This is a genomic window from Aquimarina sp. AU58 (genome assembly GCF_900312745.1).
Classification (GTDB): Bacteria; Bacteroidota; Bacteroidia; order Flavobacteriales; family Flavobacteriaceae; genus Aquimarina; species Aquimarina spinulae.
Map to the genome: position 1 here is coordinate 439,863 of NZ_OMPD01000008.1, position 22,590 is coordinate 462,452.

Sequence of the window (22,590 nt, forward strand, 5' to 3'; positions counted from 1 at the left end):
ATGTTTACAGATAGCATTATCAGTCGTATTATAAACAGTATTCGTATTGAGTTACAAAAAAATAGAAGACAATTTGATCCCAAACTCAAATTGCCTTCCATTGCATAAAAAAATAGCCGCTATAAGTGTCTCTTTTCTTAAAGAGAGTAGGTTCTAATTTCTAAAAACAGAATAAACTCTAACATCTGGGGCGCTTTCTAGATAAGGTTTTAATTCTCTAACCACATCTTTTTCGAATAAGCTAGATGACAGGTATGCTTTTGCATCCGCTTCAGATTCAAAACCATGCATCACCTGTACATCTTCGGTTCTTAGGATCAATTCTTTTGATACTGCTCCTTTGATTTGTTTTAAAAATGGCTCTTTGTATTTAAGATATATACCAGCAGCACGTTCTCGATTTTCTGATTTGATTTTAAGGGTAATTTGTAAATAGGCATTTGTTTCTACTTTTTTGTCCATTGTCATTGATGTTAAAGTTAATAACACTATTGTCGCGAATATTGGCAATAGTCTGATCGAAAATTTAAATTTTGATTTCATTGCATTTATAATTTTGTTACAGAACAAAAATAGCTCGCAACCAAACCCAATAAAATGGACAAAACCTACTATAATTAGTAAATTTAGGAAATCGTTTTCCTAAACTCTGAGGGAGAGATTTTAAGATGTTTTTTAAAATACTTGATAAAATAATAAGGATCTTGAAATCCTAAATCATACCCGATTTGGTTTATACGCGCATTAGTATGTATCAATTTTCTTTTGGCTTCCAAAAGGATTCTATCGACAATCACTTGCGAAGTTGTTTTCCCCATTTCGGATTTAATAATAGAATTAAGTGTTTTTGTTGAAATGGAAAGCTCATCTGCATAATTGGATACAGACCAATTTTGATTAAAATTATGTTCTAAAAGATCTCTAAACTTGAGATATGTAAAATTACGGCTTAAGTCTGTTTTGATTGTTTTACCATTTTTTCGCTTCTCACGTTCTATACGAAGCAAAAAAGCTTTTAGTACATTAGATAGAATCATTTGGTTACCAAACTCACCACTATTTTTCGTTTCATTTTCTATTTGCTGAAAATAGCTTAAAATCTGGTGTTCCTGCTCATTAGGAACCTGATAGAAGGGTTCTTGATGATTATTGAATATAGAGTAGGTAAGAAAAAAGTTGATATCGGTTTCATTATTTAAAATAAATGATTCATTAAAATGAAGTAATAAACCATTATAGTCCTGGCGTTTTTCAAAAAAATGAATCTGATTTTTAGCAATAAAAAAAATCCGGTTTTTTTTTATATCATACTCTTCAAAATCTATAAAGTGCTTTCCTTTATTGCTTTTAAACCAAATAATTTGATAAAAACTGTGTGTATGTGGTTTTGAAGAATGTTGAGAATTCGTTTTTTGATATTCGGCCAAATCATAAATATCAAACTGCCTCTTTTGGGGTTCATCTTTTAGAAAATGATATTTTTCGATTTCTTGTTTTGACATCATTTTTGATTCATACTATCCTCGAATTAGGATTTGTTATATGGAGTATACTTTTTTTATAATCTTACTTACATCAGCATAGAAATGCTTTGCATTTTCTATCATATGCCAGTGTCCTACGCCTTTATAAAGCTTGTTTGGGATATTATGTTGTTTTATAAATCTCTGGGTGTCTTTTGGAGTATCCAAATCCCCCCATATATATATCTTATTACAAGTTAAGTCTTTGAACTCAAACCCGCATTGATTATCCTTAATGTGTTCCTGGCTTGTAATCCCCCAGTTACGCATTCCCTGTGGTTCGGCAAACCTAAAGCTGCAATAATATCTTTTATATCGTTCTTCTCTTGTTGCATTTTCAAAAATCCTTTTTTCAAAGTATTGGGCAAATTCTTCTGCTGTATTATATTGCAAAGGTTTGCTTGAAAAATAGCTATCTGCCTCTGTTAGATTTCCTTCTATATTAATATAATAATTAATCTTACTTGCTAATTGTTGGCAAACCCAGGTTCCTATTAACGCACCTATCGAATGTGCAACAATATTTACTTCTACATTGTTCTCTGTTTCTTTTTCTATTACTTTAGAAAGCAAATCTGCCTGCTCTTTAATCGATATATAGTTAGAATGCACAGGACTAACTCCAAACCCAGGAAGATCTACAATATAAAGATTAAATTCTGATGCAAGATCAGAGCTAAAAACCTCTTTATAGGCTAAACCAGAGTCAGCAAATCCATGTAAAAACCAAATCGATTGTTTGGTTTTATCTACAATATTATACCTTATAAATATACCGTCAAGGACTTTTATTTTCATATGTTTTTTAAAGTGTAAAGATTATCGTTTTTAAACTCTACAGCCTCTTGTTTTTTAATATCTCAAATTTAATAGTTCCTTATAAGGATCTCCTTTCAGACCTAAGAGTTGAGCAAATGCTTGTTCGGTTTTCACTCCATTAAATTTTAACTCCTTTATTTTGGACCGAAACTGAACTCCTTTTTCCTTCAAAATCTTATATTCTACGATCATATGTCTATACGCATCTTGTTGTTCTGTAGGAATATCTTGCCCAAAAATCTCTATATCGAATCCATTGGATCGAAACCGACAAATCGTTCTTTTTGTTTTACTATATGTTCGGGTCGAAATCGCAAAGTTTTTTTCTTTTTGAAATGACCCAATAATCATGTTTGAAAATTTTGCATGGTCTTCGCATTCACAAATGATATCCAGATCACTTTGCGGTACATCAATATCAATAGGTATAGTTCCTGTAAGAATCGGGGTATATGCTTTCAATACTTGCATAATACCCAAGCTTAATAGGGTGTCATATGCTTTTCTTTGCCGAATATTTCCAAATTTTAAATACGCTATATTTCTAAAATCTGTCATGACTACTGAAACAAAAACTATTATCAGCGTAAGGTATAAAACGACTATAAAAAAATGTTATAAAATTAAGTTAATGCCTGCCAAAATAATCATTTGGTCATCTTATCTCTACTATAGAAATACTCCTTGTAACCAACCTCTTTAATTCATTAGACTATCATACCAAATCCTATTCTTTTTTGCTGCTTGTAGTTTGTTCTTGCACTGAGTGAGCATCTATTCTATATCCAGTTGCATTTTGTCCTTCTGGACTCCCTATTACTATACCATAAAACACATTACCATCAATTAGTACGTTCTTTTTATTGTATGTAGATAAATCTAATCTTTGATCCTTACTTATTACAGGTATCGCTATTTGGTTATCCAATAGTATTTCCCAGTCCCAAAACATATGACCTGCTCCTTTTCCTGTTTTATTAGGAGTAAATGTTCTAAGTATTCCTTTAACAACTATTCGTTTATTTTTATTTTTTTCAAGGCATTCAAAATTAGTACAAGTAATATAATTTTGATCTTTTATTACTTTACCTATTTTTCTTTCTTGTACACAAGAAATCATGATTACCATAATCAAAAGAAGAACGGTATTAAGCTTTGCATCTATTTTTTTAAACATTGGAGTATATCTTTTGAGATTTTGAGACTACACAAAATAATAACACTTGTGTACCATTACCAAATATCAAGAATAAAAACATTCATGTCGTGATACAAATCAACTTTGTGATGATTAAGTATAAAAAAGTGATGAGCCGAATACGTTTGGACTATATCTTATAAAAAAAGAGTTCTGGTTTTGATTTTAAAATAAAGGGGTTGCCCTCCAACTATAATACAGAAAGCAATGAAGAAACTAATTAAAAAGATTTATAAAAAACATCTTTTATAACAAATCTAGACTTATACAACGACTACTATTGCTTCCTTAGTTATTTTTTCTTTTATCGGTTTTAAGTATCGAGTATCCAAAATTGTCTGACCATCCTGATTTTAAAGGCAATACTTGCCTACCTCTTCCTTCTCTTATCATTCCTGCTTTCTCAAGAACTTTTATAGAGCCAATATTATCTACCGCACATCCAGCTTCCATTCGATGTAATTTGAGAGTTTCAAATCCGAAATCTATTACTGCTCTTAAAGATTCTGTAGCATATCCTTTTTTCCAATAATCAGAATGTATCTTATACCAAACTTCTCCTCTATTATATTTTTTATTTCCGATTTTTAATCCAAATAGGCCTATAAATTTTCCATCAGATTTAGTTTCAATTGCAAATGTATACTTCTTTATTTCATGCAATTGATTTTCTTCAATCCAGGGCTCTATTATAGATTTAGTTTCTTCAATATGTATTGGAATTCCCAAGGTATTATATTTATCGGTTTCGGGCAAAGAATGTAATTTATGAATCGAATCTAAATCCGATAACGTGATTAATCTTAGTTTTGTTCTTTCTGTTACTATTTCGATTCTCGTCATTTTTAAAGTACAATATGATAAGATTTAAAAATTTTTATTATCCTCTATTGATTATATAGTATCTATTTCCCAACGAGTTGTTACTTTCTTAACTCCACCTTCGTAAAGTGCAGATAGTCCTAAGACAATAATTACAGAAAAAGAATATAGATTTATTTTATCTACCCCCCTTCATTACTCTACATACAATGTATCTGCTTTCATTTCTTTGGTAATCCATTCTTGTAGTTTATTCACCCTAATAGTATTAAGACTATCGGATACCTGAAATTTCCATCTGGGAAAGATAACTTGCACGGTATCTACTTTTAAGAAATTTGATTTTTGTACCTCACCATATCCTAGTTCTGCCAGGTCTGGGAATCGTATTTTTGCATCTTTGGCTATACTGGCATACGGCATTACAGTTACCGGAACTACCTTATTTGCTTCTTTAAGTTGAGTTTCTAGACCGGCTATCTTAATCTTAAGGTCTTCAATTTCATCCAGAAGCTTATCATTTTCTTTTTCTACACGATTTAACTGCACTATAGACCTATCATATGCTTTGGATACCTGATCAATACCTCTTGACTTATTACCATTTATTGCCAATGCAAAATCACTAATACTGGTATATTTTTTAATTTCATTTTGCAAATCACTCACTGTAGCCTCATTAATCTCTCCATCAAAATATAATTTTATAGATTCATTATTATAGTCATAGAAATCTTTTCTGAGGTACAAGTTTTCATTAGCATCAATTTCATTAGCTTTAAATGCCTTATAATCCCGTTCTGCATTACTCTCATTAAGAGTTACATAAAATGTATAACTCGCAGGTATCATTACCAATATTGCTAGTAAAGAAGCAAGTCGTGCTATACGTTTTCTTTTTGCAGAATTAGCATACCGCAACATCGGGAAACGCAATAATTTGGAAACGATAAATGTAGATAAAGCAATAAATGTGGCATTAATAGAAAACAAATACAGTGCTCCCAGGGCATACTCTAATTTCCACTCTGCAATACCATACCCTACCGTACATAGAGGTGGCATTAACGCAGTAGCAATAGCTACTCCTGCTATAGCATTAGGCATTGTTCCTTTTTTAGATTTGGCGACAATTAGTGCCAAACCTCCAAAAACTGCAACTAATACATCCAGGATAGTAGGTGCTGTCCTGGATTCTAACTCTGGAGTTAATTCTGTTAAAGGGGAAGCCCAAAAATATAATGTGGCAGCAAGAACACTTAGACCTACCATCACACCCAGATTAACCAGAGATCTTCTTAATGTATCAATATCATTAATGGCAATAGATAATCCAATTCCAACAATTGGTCCCATTAATGGAGAAATTAACATCGCTCCTATCACTACTGCCGTAGAACTTACATTAAGACCAATAGACGCTACAAATACCGAAAAAATAAGAATCCAGGCATTATGTCCTTTAAAAGGGATATCATTTTTAACATCCTCTATTGTTTGATCCTTATCTGTCTCTGATCTTATATCTAATAGTTCTCTAACAAATGTATTAGCACTGGCAAAAAGGCCTTTGGCATCTCTCTTTACTGTTTCTGCCATCTCGTCCTGATCAGGAACGGGTTGATTTGTGTTTTCTGTCATTGTACTTTATCCGTATTGTTCTCCGTAGGTTTCTTTTACTTTTTTAAGTACCTTTTTAATATCCTGTTCTTTCTTTTTGGGATAAATCAAAAGTACCTCTTCTTTGTCTATAATAATATAATCCTTAAGCCCATCGACTACCACAATTTTATCATCAGATGTTCTAATCATATTACCAGATGCATCTTCTGGTAATACTCTGGCATTAACTACAGCATTATTAGCTTTTGTTTTATCTAATTTATCATATAACGACCCCCAGGTTCCTAAGTCATTCCAATCAAAAGTTGCCGGAAGCACGTATACATTATCTGCTTTCTCCAAAATAGCATAATCGATAGATATGTTCTCGGCCAGCGGATAATTTTCTTGTATAAAATCGTTCTCCTGCATCGTATTATAGACAACCGACCCTTTTTCGAATAAAGCAGTCATCTGTTGCTGAAATTTGGCGAAAGCAGTTATTATACTTTGTACACTCCAGATAAAAATCCCGGCATTCCATAAATAGTTTCCTTCACTTAAAAACTTTTTGGCAGTATCATAATCTGGTTTTTCTGTAAATTGAGCTACTTTTTTCTTAGCTTCTTCGCTTTCTTTATCATATTGAATATAACCATATCCCGTATTAGGAAACGTGGGTTGAATTCCCAAGGTCATCAAAATATCATGTTCTAAACATGCTGTAAAACTATATTCTAGATTTGCTATAAATGCATCTTCATCCTCGATCCAATGATCACTAGGCGCAACTACCATAACTGCATCAGGGTTATCCTTCTGGATCTTTAATGCTGCATATAGGATACATGGTGCTGTATTACGCATTGCAGGCTCGGTTACTACCTGTCGTTGCTCTGCTTCTGGTAACTGCTCTAAAACCAGATCATTATATCGCTCGTTGGTAAGAATAAATATATTTTCTTTGGGAACAATCTTAGCCAGACGTGAAAATGTACGTTGAATCAGTGTTTCTCCTGTTCCTAACATATCGTGAAACTGTTTTGGGAATTCTGAAGTACTCACAGGCCAAAACCTTGATCCTACTCCACCTGCCATCAATATTGCATAATAATTTTTGTTCATAATCAATTTAATAATTCAACTTCTGCGTTTGGGTTAAAAAGGTAAATTCTGCCTGTATTGAGTTCTACGCATTCATAACGTTTTACTTTCTTATTACCTTTCTTAAAGACTTTTCCATTGTATAAACGGAAGACACTTCCGAGGGGTAACTCAAAGATATAATTTTTATCATTAGCAGGATCATATTGTTTTAATGCTAATGATAATTTTTCATCGGTATCACTACTAGCTCTTGGGTTTTTAAAATGATGTGCTATAACAGGTAATAATTTAGCTGGGAATACTTCGGGATTAATATAGGGAAGCATTAATTGTTGAAAAGTTCTTTTCCATTCTATCCCATGTGGTTTTATATAACGCCCATACTTTTCAAAAGCTACAAGATGTGCTATTTCATGAATCAAGGTAATGAGAAAACGATATTTATTAAGAGAAGCATTTACAGTAATTTGGTGTCTCCCATCTGGCATTTTGCGATAATCCCCATGTCGTGTAACTCTTTCATTTACGATTTTAAGATGTACATTACATTTTATGATAAGATCAAACACCTTATCTACAGATCGTTCCGGAATATATTTCCTTAATATTTCTTTCAAATGCCCAAAATTATTAATCTTCCTTTTACTTGCGCAAAATACAAAATTAAGCGCACGAGAATAGCACGCTTAATTTAATATTTTTTACTTTCTTATCCATCTAAAATAAACAAAGATTACACTCCCTAATACTAGCAATGGCCAGATATAAAACAATAGTAATGTTAAGTTTTCTATAATCGACCAACCAAAAGACAACCCTTGTTTTGCTTTATCCAAAAAATGAGGTTCGTACCCTACAGGTTCATCTTTTGGAATTATAGTTTGATATACATCTACCTGAACCGTACTATAGGACACCTTATTACTTAAATATTTTAATCTTCCCTGGGAAGATTCGATTTCTTCCTGAAGCAAACTAAGTTTTTCTTCGGTCTTTAAAATGTCTTCTACCGTTTTAGCTCTTGTTTTTAAAATGGTTTCATAACGCTCTTTTACATTCAACTTTGTTTGTAATCGTGATGTAATATCAATATATTCTTCGGTTACATCTACTGTAGATATATTTTTATAATCCACGAATTCTGCCAATCCACATACACTATCCAAAACAGTATCAAACTGGTCTTGAGGAATTCTTATTGTAAAACGGTTTTCTTTAGTATAATTTGTATTTGTGAATCGCTCGTCAGAAATATATCCTTGGTATTTTAAAGCAATTTTTCTAGCCAATAGTGTTGCTTCTTCAACATCTTTAACTTTAATTCGACAATTAGCATTCTTAATAATCTTTAGCTTGGTATCGACATTATTTTTTTTAGTTTTCATTCTATCACTATCCAGTAGTGTAGCTTCTTTTGTTTGTTCTCCAGATTCAATGCTTGACAATACAGGAGTTTCTCCGGTATCTTCTAGCATAATATTCTCTGAATCTAAAGCGTATTTGCTTTCACTGTTACCACAAGAATATCCTGATAATACAACTCCTACTAAAATTATTATTCTGCTTATTTTAAATTTGTTCGTTTTCATTTTTATATTTTTTATCTTGTTAAACTGAAAACAAACTTAAAACCAAACCTCATCTATCTATTGTAGAATACTTGTAAAGGAATTGTAAAACATTTTACAAAATACAAATCACTCATTATCAAAACATTAAAACTATAGTTCCTGAAGAAAAAATACTATTCGATCTCCTTAAAAAAGCTGTTGCACAACAGTTTTTAAAGGAAAACACTGCTTCGAGTTATGATATTTCTGATTGGAAGGGACAGGATATTATATGGTTTCAGGAAGATTTACAAAAACGAGTAAAAGCTTCGATTAGCGAAAAATCTTTCTATAGTTATTTTAAAAATTCTTCAGAAAAATTACCTCGTGTTGATATCCTTAATCTACTCTCACAATATTGCGAATACAGAAACTGGAATGACTTTAAAAGTAATCACACTATTTCTTCAACCCCTGCAAAGACACTAGATATTCCTAAATGGTTTTGGATTGTACCCTTAAGTCTTGGCGTATTGATCCTGGCATATTTCTTAATTCCTAAGCAGAACATCTTTAGTTTTTGCTTTATCGATCAGGATAGAAATCGACCTATCACCAAAATTCCTATCGATATTATTATACTAAACGATGAAGAATCTCCTTTTTATTCAAAAAGCGACAGTACAGGCTGCTTTACCTGGAAAACAAAAGATGATTTTATTCGTTTTGTAGTCCAGTCTCCTTATCATAAAACCGATACCATATATCGAATAGCTTCTTCTGATCGCCGTGAGGACCTACATATTAAAACAGATGACTATGCCTTAATGCTTCATTATTATGCTAACGGAAAAGTTAACGATTGGAAAAACAGACGAAAAGAATTATCTAGAATAATTGCCAATGATGCAACTATTTTTCAGGTACTACCACAGCGATTAGGTATTGAAATGTATGCCAAAGATGAATTTATAAACAAATTAACTACACCAACACAAAGTTTAAAAAATATTGAGATTATAGAATCCCGAAGATTAAATGGACAGATTGTTAAACTAAAATTCAGGATAAAATCATGAAAAGACTCATATATATCATAGTGTTTTTATTCTCATTAGGCTGTGCCAATAATGCTTCTAAATCTATGGAAATGGATGCTGCAGAGAGTTTTGAAAAAGTAGAAGAGCAATCTGATCTTTCTGAGGATGATGCCTACACTCTTATCATTACTCAAAAACTTCAGGAATACCTAGACAAAAAAACATTGGCCAAGACCAATCCCGATTTTACTATCGATACAAATAAAAATGAATTCCTCTCTGCAAAGGAAGGAGCCCAACTTAAACATATTAATTTTATCACTCCTTTTGAAACTGTTTCAGATTCTGTAAAAAAAGTAGCAACACAAGTTGTTCTTGAACACCAGACTGATACTATTATAACATTGATTAAAACATCTATCATTACTATTGATAACGAAGTTTTTAAAACGCATAAAATAGAGTTCGAAAAAACAAAAGGTATCCAAAATTAATAAAGCCATCAATTAAGGTATAATCGATGGCTTTTCTAGTTCTATTTACAACATCAATGATGTAGTACGGTCAAGGTATGTTTACCAGGCCCAAACCTTATATGATGACGTTTTATCATTCCATGATTTTCTCCAAAACCACCATCCAGACAGAGTGTAATTTCTTAAATCGTTTGCTCCAGCTGCAGTTTGATAATATGGAGAATAAAAATTTAAAGTTCTACCGTTATAGCAGCTATGTTGGTATAACCTTACATATGCTCTTCTTCCCCATGGCTTAGTAAGTCTAAGAGAAGACATATGATCATTGTATCCTCCCAAATTCCAATCTTTATAATAGTATCTATTCGTTCTTCGTATACCTGTCATTTCTGTAACATAGTTTATATGATAGTAGAAATAAAAATTTCCGGTACCATTAATCGATCCATCAACACAAGCCTCTTTTGTTATTTGTTGTCCTGATCTTTCCTTAGGAAAATCTCCTGCTAGTTTAGCAACATATTCATCTACCTCATCATTAGTGTTAAAAACTTTTACATTAATGATAGTCTCTCCTTCTTTTTGATCTTCAAAAAACAATCCTTGAGGAGAATCTTTTTTTCCAAAAATACGCTCTGCCATTTGTACATCCCCGTCTACTTTCACCACTTCAGATTCCTTGGTATCTAAAACATAAAGGACTTTAAATTTTTCCCCGTAATAATCATAATTATGTACGATTTCTACAATTCCTTGTTCCGGAGCTTTATTTTGAAGACTCTTGATTGATTCAACACCAGATTCTTCGATATTTATTTCATCTTTATCACAACTTGTAAAGACAAAAAGCATCATAACTGACACTACACAGAATTTAATAATTAGTTTCATTTTTTATGGTTTTAAGATTCCTACTCTATTTAAGGCTTTTCGGAGTTCGCCTATAATTTTGGTTAGGATGCTATTAATCATTTTTGGCGCCTTTACAACTCTTAATAGCATATGTAAATGTATTCCTTTTCCTTTAATCAAAAAGGGGGAAATATCCCCTTTTTCATAAAAGAATACCTTACACATTATATGCATATCCATCAAAACAGATAATGGTTATCCATTACTTATTTAATGAATAACCATTATCTGTTTTATTTAAAAAAATCAAACTATTGCCTCTAGTAATAAATATTATAGGCAGTTTATTGTAGTCTATATTAAAAATAGAAGGAAAACAAACTAATATGCAGCAAAAGTATTTTTCATATTCATCAATATACTTTTAAACAATTGTTGCTACATAATAAATGAAACCTTACAGGTTTTAAAACCTGTAAGGTTTCATTAAATCATGGTGTACTACTAGACACCTGAAGGGCTTTTCCGTTATAAAATTTATTTCCGGTTAAGGAGAATTCTTTTATATATTCTGCCATTTCTATGGCTGTTAAAGGTGCCTGATACCCCGGAAATGCTTCTTCCAGCATTTCGGTCTGCACAGCTCCAAGAGCAAGCACATTAAAACCAATACCACTTTCTTTATATTCTTCTGCCAATAGCTCGTTTAAGGTAATCACCGCACCTTTACTAGAACTATAAGCGGCTAACCCAGGAAACTTCATACTTCCCTGTATACCTCCCATACTACTCACTGTAACAACATGACTACCGGGTTTCATATGAGGCAAAGTTAAACGTGTAATTTCGGCTACTCCAAAAACATTTACCTTATATACCTCTTCAAAATCCTGAGTAGAGATTTCACCAAAAGGTTTATTTAGTAATTTACCGGCGTTATTGATCAAAATATCTACCTGTTTCCATGAAGAAGAGATGTAGCTACTCATCTTTTCAAGATCTTTTGGGTTACAGATGTCAAAAGAAAATGTATGTATATTTTTATGTTGAAGAGCATCGATAGGTTTTTCATTCCTTGATAATGCCAAAACCTGGTGACCTTCATCTGCAAATAGCTTTGCCATTTCATACCCTATACCTCTACTTGCACCTGTTATGATGATATTTTTCATTCTTCTGTAAAATTAGGTCCTATGAAAATCATATCTTTTTTGACTTTTCAGACCATCTCTTTTTATTAATTTAACTTAATTTCTTTATCCGATGTATTTGCCATTTTTGTAAGTACAGGAAAGCAACTATTAATAAGTTCTGCCATAAACTCAAAATTCATTTCAGATATTTCATCATCTACATGGTGGTAATAGTCATAGTTTGTAAAATCGAAAGTAGAGATCGTCTGGCATGGTACTTTAAATTGCTCATAGAATGGATAATTATCGCTTCTTCTAAACAGTTGAAATTCTTTGGCTTTTGGCAAATACCCTATCAGCTCTGACCCTGCATATTCATTCATTTTTTGAGCCATATTAGACATTTCATATCCTGTGATATAGGCTTTATATGGTTTATCATTTAATGGTACTCCTATCATTTCAAAATTAACCATAGCATACACATTAATATTCTTTTCTTTTAGTACCTCTGCAAGGTGTGCCGACCCTAGTAATCCTCTTTCTTCTGCACCAAACAACACAAAAAGAATACTACGTTTGTTATTTTTTAATTGAGCAAATTGTTTAGCCAGAGAAATTACTGCACTGCTTCCTGCTGCATTATCATTAGCGCCATTAGCAATTACATCACCATTAACTTCTTTTCCTGTACCTATATGATCAAAATGTGCTCCTAATATGATAAATTCTTTTGATAACTCATCATCTGTACCTTTAAGAAATCCAACAACATTATATGTTGCTGTTCCTTTTGCATCAAAAGCATCTCTATAGGTTTCAAAATAAGGTGCTATCTTATTTTTCTTAAACTCTTCTTCTATAAATTTTGCGGCTTTTTCTAAACCTTCGCTTCCGGTATCTCTTCCTTTCAACTCATCGCTAGCTAAAAAATTCATTATAGCTGCAACATCAGAAACTTTAGTTTTTTCTATAGAGGCATTTTCTGCTGTTTTAGCTTGTGGTTGAGCAATTGTTCCTTGCTTACAATTGATAAATAAAATCGAAATCAGGATGATCAATATGTTCTTTGTCATAAAAATATGTTTTGGATAAAGATAAAAAATCCCGCTTCATTAGAAGCAGGATTGAATATGAATATTATAATAGCAGTCATCTACGCAAGCATAGTAACCGGATTTTCAAGATACTGTTTTAACGTTTGTAAAAACTGAGCTCCTGTTGCTCCATCTACAGTTCTGTGATCACAAGCTAAGGTCATTTTCATTGTATTACCAACTACAATCTGGCCATCTTTAACAACTGGTTTTTCTACAATAGCACCAACCGAAAGTATAGCTGAATTAGGCTGATTAATAATAGAAGTAAATTCCTGGATTCCAAACATCCCTAGATTAGATACCGTAAATGTACTACCACTCATTTCCTGCGGAGTTAATTTTTTATTACGGGCTCTACCTGCTAAATCTTTAACCTTAGCTCCTATTTGAGTAAGAGACATATGATCTGTAAAAGGCAAAACAGGAACCACCAATCCATCTGGTACTGCTACAGCAACCCCAACATTAATATGCTTAGCATATCTGGTCGCTACATCTGTCCACTGCGTATTAACCTGTGGGTGTTTACGAAGTGCCAATGCACATGCTTTAACCACCATATCATTAAAAGACACTTTAACATCTGGTAATTCATTAATCTTCTTACGCGATGCCATTGCATTTCCCATATTTACCTCGATGGTAAGGTAGTAGTGTGGTGCATTAAATTTAGAAGCCGAAAGGCTTTTTGCAATAGCTTTACGCATTTGCGAATTTTTCACTTCTTCAAAACTTTCTTCTCCTGCTGGTGTATATATTTGTACAACAGGAGCAGAAGTTGTTTCTTTAACTGGTTGTGACGTACTAGCACTAGCTGCTGCAGAAGGTGTAAATGATTCTACATCTTTCTTAACAACACGCCCGTTTTCACCTGTTCCTTTTACCAGAGAAAGGTCTATTCCTTTATCTGCTGCTATTTTCTTTGCTAACGGAGAAGCAAATATTCGTCCTCCTGACGAAGCACTTCCTCCTGAATTTGCAACTGTTGTTTCTGTTTTTTCTTCTTTTGCAGGTGCAACATCTTTTACTGCTGCTGTTACAGGAACGCCATCTTTAAATGCAGATATATCTGTTCCTGCAGGGCCAATTATTGCCAATAAAACATCTACTGGAGCAGTTTGCCCTTCTTCTATCCCAATATGCAATAAGGTTCCATTATAGAATGACTCAAACTCCATAGTAGCTTTATCTGTCTCTATTTCGGCTAGAATATCTCCTTCTTCCACAGCATCTCCTACTTTTTTTAACCAGGTAGCTACGGTTCCTTCTTCCATAGTATCACTAAGACGTGGCATAGTAATAATCTCTACGCCATCAGGAATTGTAGCAGTTTGATTAGAAACTGGAGTTGATTCTTCTACTTTTTCTTCTTTTACCGATTCTGCATTTGGTGTAGTATTTCCGTTTAATAAATCAGAAATATCTTCGTTTTCTTCTCCGATAATTGCGAGTAATTGATCTACCGGAGCTGTCTCGCCTTCTTCAATCCCTACATGAAGTAATGTTCCTTCATAAAAAGATTCGAACTCCATTGTCGCTTTATCTGTTTCTATTTCAGCAAGGATATCTCCTTCACTAATTTTATCTCCTTTTTTAACAAGCCACTTCGCAACCACTCCTTCTTCCATGGTATCGCTCAATCGCGGCATATTAATTACTGTAGCCATAATTTATTGTGGTTTGTGTGGTAAAAATGGATAATTATCCTGTTCGTATACAACGTCATACATCACATTCTTCTCTGGGAATGGTGATTCTTCGGCAAATTTTTGACATTCTGCCACTCTATCTTTTACTCGTTTATCTATTACTGCAATTTCTTCATCGGTAGCGTGCTTTTTCTCTTTAATAATATCCAAAATCTGAGTTATTGGATCTATTTTTTGATATTCTGCCACCTCTTCCTTTGTGCGATATTTTTGCGCATCACTCATAGAATGACCTCTATATCGATATGTTTTTAATTCTAAAAATGTTGGACCACCACCCGTTCTTGCTCTTGTTATTGCCTCATCCATAGCCTCTGCTACTTTTATAGGATTCATTGCATCTACTGGACCAGAAGGCATTTCATATCCTTGTCCTAATTTCCAAATATCTGTATGGTTTGCAGTTCTTTCTACAGACGTCCCCATAGCATACCCATTATTCTCTACGCAAAATACTACGGGTAACTTCCATAACATTGCCAGATTAAAAGTTTCATGTAATGACCCTTGACGAGCGGCTCCATCACCAAAAAATGTAAGCGTTACTGCATCTCTTTTATGATATTTATCTGCAAATGCCAAACCTGCTCCTAAAGGTATTTGCCCTCCAACAATTCCGTGTCCTCCATAAAATCGATGCTCTTTTGAGAAAATATGCATTGACCCCCCTAAACCTTGAGAAGTACCAGTAGCTTTACCATACAACTCTGCCATTACTCGTTTTGGATCTACACCCATACCAATTGGCTGAACGTGATTACGATATGCTGTAATCATTTTATCCTTGGTAAGATCCATCGCATGTAAAGCTCCTGCCAAAATTGCTTCCTGACCATTGTATAAGTGTAAAAAACCTCTTACTTTTTGTTGAATATAAACTTGAGCTAACTTATCTTCGAATTTTCTCCAGAAAAGCATTTCTTCGTACCAATTTAGGTAAACATCTTTGGTTATCTTTTTCATTTAATTGTACTGATGTATGTCTAAAAAAACTAGCTACAAAACTAGTCATTATTTAATTTTTTCTCTTATTTTTTAAGAGAACGAAAAACAAAAATAACATATTCGAAATTAAAGGGAAAGGAGTTTGCTGATAAAATCAACGAAAACGTTATAAATATGAATTATCAAAAATAAGCGGTAATATATTAGATAAAGAAGATGATTTAACCACTTTTCCTGTTTCTCCCATAAAATAAATAGCTATTGGCATATTTTGTTTTACCTCGTATTCTGCTATTGCTTGTCTACAGGCACCGCAAGGAGGTGTCGGGGTTAATAATTGATATTTTAAAGATTTAGCAGAAAGCGCCATAGTAACAATAGGAACCTTAGGAAAATTAGCTCCGGCATAATATATAGCTGTACGTTCTGCGCACAATCCCGAGGGATAACACGCATTTTCCTGATTATTCCCTAAAACCACCTCACCATTCTCTAATAAAAGTGCTGCTCCAACCAAAAACTCAGAGTAAGGAGCATATGCCTTATCTCTAATAGCAAAGGATTGCTGCATCAATTCCTGAATATTTGCTGGTAACTCATCAAATGAATCATATACCTGTAAGACAGATTTTATTTCTATTTCTTTCACACGTTTAGATTTTAGTAATTTCTTAATGCTCGTTTCATGTGTTATTAATATTACTTTCTAACTCCTCATACAGTATTATTTAACCCACATAGCCTTTAAACACTCTACAAAGCATATCGTATTCCTAAATTTGAACTACAAATAAAAGTATTACAATGTACTATAAACAAAAAAAGTATCAAACCCTTCGGCTTGATACTTTTTATATTAATTTACGATATTTTCTAGTCGTAATATTCGTCTCCAAAATTAAAGGAAAGACCAAAACGTAGTGTTCCTTCAAGTGGACTTCTAACAGACGAGGTAGAAAATAAATACGATATATCTAAGTTTACAATATTATACCTGAAACCTGCACCTAGAGATAGGAATTTACGTGCTCCTTTTTCTTCAGATTCATTAAAGTACCCTGCTCTAAAAGCAAATACATCACGATACATATATTCTGCACCTAATGCCCAGGTAATTTCTTTTAATTCTTCGCTAAACCCATCTGGCGCATCTCCCCAAGAAGAAAAGATAGATCCAAATGCACTTTTATCATTATACTCATCGTTTGCAGCTTGCTGTTCTTCTGCTGTAATATTACCGTCACCGTTAGTATCTGGATCTAATGGAGTTGGCACAAGTAATTTACTAAACTCTAACGAAGGTGTAATTCTATTATCTTCATTAAGAATAAAATCGAATGCAGCTCCTAATCTAAAATTAGTAGGTATAAAGTTTTCTTGACCTGCATCATCATATTTTATTTTTGGTCCTATATTAGAAATTGTAGCTCCTGCTCTCCATCTACCATTAAAAGAATTAAAAGCAATCTCATCACTTCTATAAAAACCAGCGATATCTACACCAAAACTTCCTGCTGCACTAGCATCTGCCCCAAGACCTTGTAATCTAAGATCAGAACGTAAGTAGCGACCCGCTACAGCCATAGAGAATCTATCACTAAGTTTTAATGCATACGAAATATCAAGGGTTAATTCATTTGGTTTTTGAACATTAGGCTCATCATTAGGCCCTTGTCTAAACTCTATATCCCCTAAGCTAAAATATCTAAAACTCGCTGCTACAGCACTTCGCTCATTAAGACGATTATAATAATTTACATTCCCCAAGAATATGTCATTAACCAGATTACTTAAGTAAGGAGTATAGTTAACCCCAACCCCTTGCTTATTTTTTATGAATGCATATTTAGCCGGATTCCATTGTTGTGAAAATGCATCTGGAGAAGTAGCAACTCCTTGATCTGCTAAACCAGCCGCTCTTGCATCTGCAGCTATTAATAAAAATGGAGTAGCAGTTGTTATTGCTCTGTTTTGTTCCTGAGCCTGAGTTTTAAAAGTGAAAACTGTAACACACAATAGGCTAAGGGTTAATAATCTTTTCATATCCTTTAAAAATTGAGTTTGACAAATATATAGTTATTTAGTTAGTAAGAATAGTGAGTTCTTAATTTTTTTAAGTTGATGGTTTATAAACGCTGATTTTAAGGATATCTTATATTTCATTTTAGTTTCCGTGATTAATTTTTATTAAAACATGCCAAACATACGCCCTTAATCTCTTTGTAAACTATTTAATTTCAAACAATTAACGATCTCACCTCATTATAAGATTGCTCACCACAAGAAGTGAAAATAATGTTAAATAATCAGCTTATTTAACATTTTGTTAAGAAACGTAAAAATTTAAGTACAATGTTTTTTTAATATTTTAAATTTCTTGTTTTTATTACATCTCAAATAATAAACTCACAAATATTGCGTTAAACCAGAGTCGTTATAAATTCATAAAAAAATGTGAATTGATAATATTTTGAAAAAATTAGGGTAATTTTAACGTTTATTATTTATATTGCAAGCCCTAATTTCTACTTAAACGAACTTAAGATTATGAAAAACGCGTTTATTTTTAAGTCGCTAATGGCGCTTTCCATTAGTGTTTTACTGTTTAGTTGTTCTAAGAACGATTATGGGAGCAGTTCTAGAGCCACAGGTTGGAAATACAATTCCAAAGATGGTGGATTTCAGGTACAGACAAATTACAAAGAGCAAGAAACTGGCCCTGGTTTGGTATTTATCGAAGGAGGTACATTCACTATGGGACGTGTACAAGATGATGTAATGCATGACTGGAACAATACCCCAACTCAGCAACACGTTCAATCCTTTTATATGGATGAAACCGAAGTTACTAATGTAATGTATCTGGAATATCTTGATTGGTTAAAAGGAGTATACCCTCCTACAGAACCAAAATACAGAAACATATATTATGGTGCTCTTCCTGATACATTAGTTTGGAGAAATCGACTTGGTTTTAATGAAATGATGACCAATAATTACTTACGTCATCCTGCGTATGCTAATTATCCTGTTGTAGGGGTAAATTGGATTCAAGCAATAGAATTCAGTAATTGGAGAACTAACCGCGTTAATGAAAGAATCCTTGAAGAAGAAGATGTGATTAAAAAGAATGCTCCTTTTGAAGATGTTTCTGCAGAAAGCACTTTTGACACAGATACATATTTAAACGCTCCTTCACAAACTTATGGAGGTAATGATGAAGCTACAAGAGGTGGTAGAGCATCCGAAAGATATGCAAAATCTAATGACTCTACAGGACTATATATACAACGTAAAGATGGATTACTTTTACCTAAATACAGACTCCCAACTGAAGCTGAATGGGAATATGCTGCTTTAGGGTTAGTAGAAATTAGAAGTTATAATATCTATAGAGGTAGAAAAAAATATCCATGGACTGGAAAATACACACGTTCTGGAAAAAGAAGAACTCGTGGAGATCAATTAGCTAACTTTAAGCAAGGTGATGGTGATTATGGCGGAATCGCTGGATGGAGTGATGATGGTGCAGATATTACTGCTCCTGTAAAATCTTACAATCCTAATGATTATGGTTTATATGATATGGCAGGGAATGTTGCAGAATGGGTATCAGATGTTTACAGACCTATTGTAGATGATGAATATAATGATTTTAACTACTATAGAGGAAATGTATATACCAAAAACGCTATCAATCCTGATGGAACTGTAAAAATCGTTATGACAGATTCTATAGTATACGATACACTTAGTAATGGTAAAATTATAGCTCGAGTATTACCTGGTGGAATTTTACAAGTTCCTATCGATGAGCAGGAAACATACATGAGAACTAATTTTACTGATAGTGATAACAGAAACTATAGAGATGGTGATAAAAGTTCTTCTAGATATTACGAAGGATTTCAAGATCAAGCTACTCCTAACAGAAGAATGTACAATGCACCTATTCATTATGTAGGTCCTGATGCAGAAGATAGCACACAAATGGACAGAAGATACGATGAGTCTAGTAAGAGAACTACCATTGTAGATGATGAAGTACGTGTATACAAAGGTGGTTCCTGGAAAGACAGAGCCTATTGGTTAGATCCAGCACAAAGGAGGTTCTTACCCCAAGATATGGCTACCGATTATATTGGTTTCAGAAATGCAATGTCTCGTGTTGGTACTAAAGCCAGAAAGAAAAAAACACCAAGACACCAGAAACCAAAAGGATAAGAATTTAATTAAAGTTCGTTATAAATACCAAAAGCCCTGTACATATTTGTCAGGGCTTTTTAATATCATATAATTAATGACCATCACCCAAATACATCAATTATTCCTAGCCAGCAATGGCGTATGTACAGATACTCGAAAAATAGAGCCTAGTGTCATTTTTTTTGCTTTAAAAGGAGAAAAATTTAATGGAAACACATATGCACAAAAAGCCCTGGAACATGGAGCAGCATATGCAATAATTGATGAAGTAGCATTTAAAACAACAGAAAAACATATTCTTGTAGATGATGTTCTACAAACGCTACAAGACTTAGCTTCGTTTCATCGTAAGCACTTAAATATTCCTATTATTGCTTTAACCGGAAGCAATGGAAAAACCACCACAAAAGAATTAATCAACAGTGTCCTTTCTTCTTCTTTTAAGACTACTGCAACGATAGGCAATCTCAACAACCATATCGGAGTTCCTCTTACACTTTTATCAATGACAAAGGAAACTCAAATAGGAATTGTAGAAATGGGAGCCAATCACCTGGAGGAAATTGCATTTTTATGCTCTATTGCCACGCCAGACTATGGATATATTACAAATATCGGCAAAGCTCACCTAGAAGGTTTTGGAAGTATAGAAGGTGTCTTAAAAGGAAAAACAGAACTTTATGATTACCTAAAAAGGCACAATAAATTAGTTTTTCTTAATCTTGAGGATAAAAAGCTAGTGAATGCATCTTCTGGAATAAAAACGTATAGTTTTTCACAATCTAACACCAGTGATGTAATTATTAAATTAATGGGGATCGATCCTAATGTAATTATTTCTTACCAAAATAGTACCATACACAGTAATTTAATAGGCCAGTACAACTTTACAAATATTGCAGCTGCTATCGCTATTGGGTCTCATTTCAAAATTAGTATAGACAAGATCAAACATGCAATAGAATCCTATACTCCTACAAATAATCGTTCACAAATCATTAAAAAAGGAGATCATACCATTATTCTGGACGCCTATAATGCAAATCCATCAAGCATGGAAGCTGCTATACATAATTTCGTTCAATTACAATACAATACTAAAATTGTCTTTTTGGGAGATATGTTTGAATTGGGTGATGATGCAGCTCTAGAGCATCAAAAAATAACAGACCAGATAAGCAATACAGAAACAGAAGAAATATATTTAATCGGAACTCATTTTTTTGCCACTAAATGTACTAACCCAAATGTTCGAAAATTTAAATCTTATGAAGACCTTGAGTCTAATTGGACTCTAAAAAATCAAAAAGATGTAATTCTAATCAAAGGATCCCGAGGCATGAAGCTAGAAAGAATTCTAGACCTTCTTTAACTCGTTATAGCGTCATTCCCTACAAATGCTTCAAGATTGTCCAAAGATGTTTTGACAGACTTCCGAATGGCTCTTTTTATCAAAAGAAATAACATCAACTTATGCAATAGTGATTTTGCCTCAGGGTATACCTCTACAGTTAATAAACAACGATTCCCGGGCAATGATTTTATAACAAAAAATTGATACAATGCATGCAAAGGAGCATCTGTAGTTCGTTCTCCATAGACAATCTCACCCACACCTGCTTTCTTGGTTACTGTTGTAAAATTGAGTCGTTTTCCATCAATTACACAGACATGTTCGGTACCTAATCGAGTAACTTCTCCCGGGTTATACTCGAATTTATCGACTCCCTTTGCCCAATAATGTCTATAGCTATAATTAGTAATATATTCTAATAATTGTGCTGCAGGAATTTCGAATTCTCTCATTAAAACTATAGACGGAGAACATTGAAAATTCACCACTTCTGGGGTGGCAAAAGGAGTAAGCTTCAGTTTGTTTTTACTTATTTCGGAAAACGAATAAACAATTTCTTTGGTATCATAAGTATCCTTACCCGCTCTAAAATGGTATAATTTACTCTCATAATTAGCAGGAAGCCCAATAGTTTTAGACACTTCATCACTTAACAAAGCATAGTTATCGCTTACAATTGAGTTTTTAAGTAATCTATGAGCCTCAATAACTACCTGACCAAAAGGCTTACGTTTTTCCTGAACTGTAATAAATTGTAGCTCTCCACAATGCGCTACTATTTTTAACTGTAAATCAGGTGCTGTAGCACATGCATTACAAGGGCAAACACGGTTTTTCTCTAAAAGTTTAAGGTGACTATAAAACGAAGTAAACATTGTTTCAATCTGAGCCAGTAGCTTTTCCTGTGACGGGATTTCATTTTCTTTATAAAAAAATAATGCGTCCCCTTCTATTTCTGCCAGTTTTAAATCTTGTGTATTAGCATTAATCAAAACCTCTAACAACTCAGAAATCACATGTTGACTGTGCTCTACCTCGGTATTCTGAACAAAGTGTGTAAAACCAGAAATATCAGGTATAAAGAGTAATGATTTTGCCATTAGAAAATATAATATTTGTTTGATTAAAATGAGAGAGAAGTATAGCTCTTGCAC

Annotated in this window: 22 protein-coding genes; 4 read left to right on the forward strand and 18 right to left on the reverse strand. The window is 33.2% G+C overall.

Features of this window, described 5'->3' with window-relative positions; all coding sequences use genetic code 11:
- Positions 1-153 precede the first annotated feature (153 nt).
- From DK441_RS06420 to DK441_RS06465, 10 genes are all read right to left on the reverse strand, one after another.
- On the reverse strand, positions 154-462 hold the full coding sequence (locus DK441_RS06420; RefSeq protein ID WP_109097973.1) for a hypothetical protein: 309 nt from the start codon (positions 460-462) through the stop codon (positions 154-156).
- A 164-nt stretch (positions 463-626) separates the two neighbouring features.
- A complete protein-coding gene (locus DK441_RS06425) occupies positions 627-1,502 on the reverse strand; it encodes an AraC family transcriptional regulator (RefSeq protein WP_235015716.1) in 876 nt (291 codons plus the stop codon).
- Between the two features lie 36 nt (positions 1,503-1,538).
- Positions 1,539-2,321 carry an alpha/beta fold hydrolase gene (locus DK441_RS06430; RefSeq protein ID WP_109097975.1) on the reverse strand — a complete coding sequence of 261 codons (783 nt, stop codon included), beginning with the start codon at positions 2,319-2,321 and terminating at the stop codon, positions 1,539-1,541.
- 54 nt (positions 2,322-2,375) lie between these two features.
- Positions 2,376-2,900, reverse strand: coding sequence for a DUF4269 domain-containing protein (locus DK441_RS06435; protein ID WP_109097976.1), 525 nt, complete (start codon positions 2,898-2,900; stop codon positions 2,376-2,378).
- 169 nt (positions 2,901-3,069) lie between these two features.
- Positions 3,070-3,519, reverse strand: coding sequence for a hypothetical protein (locus tag DK441_RS06440; RefSeq protein WP_109097977.1), 450 nt, complete (start codon positions 3,517-3,519; stop codon positions 3,070-3,072).
- 309 nt (positions 3,520-3,828) lie between these two features.
- On the reverse strand, positions 3,829-4,383 hold the full coding sequence (locus tag DK441_RS06445) for a GNAT family N-acetyltransferase (RefSeq protein ID WP_109097978.1): 555 nt from the start codon (positions 4,381-4,383) through the stop codon (positions 3,829-3,831).
- Between the two features lie 174 nt (positions 4,384-4,557).
- On the reverse strand, positions 4,558-6,003 hold the full coding sequence (locus DK441_RS06450; protein WP_235015717.1) for a DUF389 domain-containing protein: 1,446 nt from the start codon (positions 6,001-6,003) through the stop codon (positions 4,558-4,560).
- 6 nt (positions 6,004-6,009) lie between these two features.
- Positions 6,010-7,089: a mannose-1-phosphate guanylyltransferase gene (locus tag DK441_RS06455; protein ID WP_109097979.1), complete on the reverse strand. Its 1,080-nt coding sequence runs from the start codon at positions 7,087-7,089 to the stop codon at positions 6,010-6,012.
- Positions 7,090-7,091: 2 nt separating this feature from the next.
- Positions 7,092-7,688, reverse strand: coding sequence for a SprT-like domain-containing protein (locus DK441_RS06460; RefSeq protein ID WP_034243726.1), 597 nt, complete (start codon positions 7,686-7,688; stop codon positions 7,092-7,094).
- Between the two features lie 84 nt (positions 7,689-7,772).
- Positions 7,773-8,660 (reverse strand): DUF4349 domain-containing protein, encoded by an 888-nt coding sequence (locus tag DK441_RS06465; RefSeq protein ID WP_109097980.1) that lies wholly within the window; start codon positions 8,658-8,660, stop codon positions 7,773-7,775.
- A 494-nt stretch (positions 8,661-9,154) separates the two neighbouring features.
- Between DK441_RS06465 and DK441_RS06470 the strand changes: the two genes are divergently transcribed.
- Together DK441_RS06470 and DK441_RS06475 are read left to right on the forward strand one after the other, a co-directional pair.
- Positions 9,155-9,700: a hypothetical protein gene (locus tag DK441_RS06470; RefSeq protein WP_109097981.1), complete on the forward strand. Its 546-nt coding sequence runs from the start codon at positions 9,155-9,157 to the stop codon at positions 9,698-9,700.
- Positions 9,697-10,155, forward strand: a complete 459-nt coding sequence (locus DK441_RS06475) for a hypothetical protein (RefSeq protein ID WP_109097982.1) — start codon at positions 9,697-9,699, stop codon at positions 10,153-10,155. Before DK441_RS06470 ends, DK441_RS06475 begins: the two co-directional genes overlap by 4 nt.
- A gap of 81 nt (positions 10,156-10,236) precedes the next feature.
- On the opposite strand, the gene DK441_RS06480 is transcribed toward DK441_RS06475, so the two are convergent.
- From DK441_RS06480 to porV, 7 genes are all read right to left on the reverse strand, one after another.
- Complete coding sequence (locus DK441_RS06480) at positions 10,237-11,028, reverse strand: hypothetical protein (protein ID WP_160111968.1); 792 nt, start codon at positions 11,026-11,028, stop codon at positions 10,237-10,239.
- 452 nt (positions 11,029-11,480) lie between these two features.
- Positions 11,481-12,161, reverse strand: coding sequence for an SDR family oxidoreductase (locus tag DK441_RS06490; protein WP_109097985.1), 681 nt, complete (start codon positions 12,159-12,161; stop codon positions 11,481-11,483).
- Positions 12,162-12,226: 65 nt separating this feature from the next.
- Complete coding sequence (locus DK441_RS06495; RefSeq protein ID WP_109097986.1) at positions 12,227-13,198, reverse strand: M20/M25/M40 family metallo-hydrolase; 972 nt, start codon at positions 13,196-13,198, stop codon at positions 12,227-12,229.
- A gap of 80 nt (positions 13,199-13,278) precedes the next feature.
- Positions 13,279-14,889, reverse strand: a complete 1,611-nt coding sequence (locus DK441_RS06500) for a pyruvate dehydrogenase complex dihydrolipoamide acetyltransferase (RefSeq protein ID WP_109097987.1) — start codon at positions 14,887-14,889, stop codon at positions 13,279-13,281.
- A gap of 3 nt (positions 14,890-14,892) precedes the next feature.
- Entirely contained in the window at positions 14,893-15,894 is a 1,002-nt protein-coding gene (pdhA, locus tag DK441_RS06505; protein ID WP_109097988.1) for a pyruvate dehydrogenase (acetyl-transferring) E1 component subunit alpha, read from the reverse strand.
- A 148-nt stretch (positions 15,895-16,042) separates the two neighbouring features.
- Positions 16,043-16,552: a cytidine deaminase gene (locus DK441_RS06510; RefSeq protein ID WP_370444304.1), complete on the reverse strand. Its 510-nt coding sequence runs from the start codon at positions 16,550-16,552 to the stop codon at positions 16,043-16,045.
- Between the two features lie 197 nt (positions 16,553-16,749).
- On the reverse strand, positions 16,750-17,919 hold the full coding sequence (gene porV, locus DK441_RS06515; RefSeq protein WP_074409071.1) for a type IX secretion system outer membrane channel protein PorV: 1,170 nt from the start codon (positions 17,917-17,919) through the stop codon (positions 16,750-16,752).
- Between the two features lie 504 nt (positions 17,920-18,423).
- On the opposite strand from porV, the gene gldJ reads away from it, so the two are divergent.
- Positions 18,424-20,100 carry a gliding motility lipoprotein GldJ gene (gldJ, locus tag DK441_RS06520; protein ID WP_109097990.1) on the forward strand — a complete coding sequence of 559 codons (1,677 nt, stop codon included), beginning with the start codon at positions 18,424-18,426 and terminating at the stop codon, positions 20,098-20,100.
- A gap of 76 nt (positions 20,101-20,176) precedes the next feature.
- Positions 20,177-21,454 (forward strand): UDP-N-acetylmuramoyl-tripeptide--D-alanyl-D-alanine ligase, encoded by a 1,278-nt coding sequence (murF, locus tag DK441_RS06525; protein ID WP_109097991.1) that lies wholly within the window; start codon positions 20,177-20,179, stop codon positions 21,452-21,454.
- Here murF and DK441_RS06530 read toward each other — a convergent pair.
- The gene (locus tag DK441_RS06530) at positions 21,451-22,536 is read right to left on the reverse strand and encodes a DUF2652 domain-containing protein (protein WP_109097992.1); all 1,086 of its coding nucleotides are present in this window, start codon (positions 22,534-22,536) and stop codon (positions 21,451-21,453) included. The genes murF and DK441_RS06530 overlap by 4 nt on opposite strands.
- Positions 22,537-22,590: the final 54 nt, after the last annotated feature.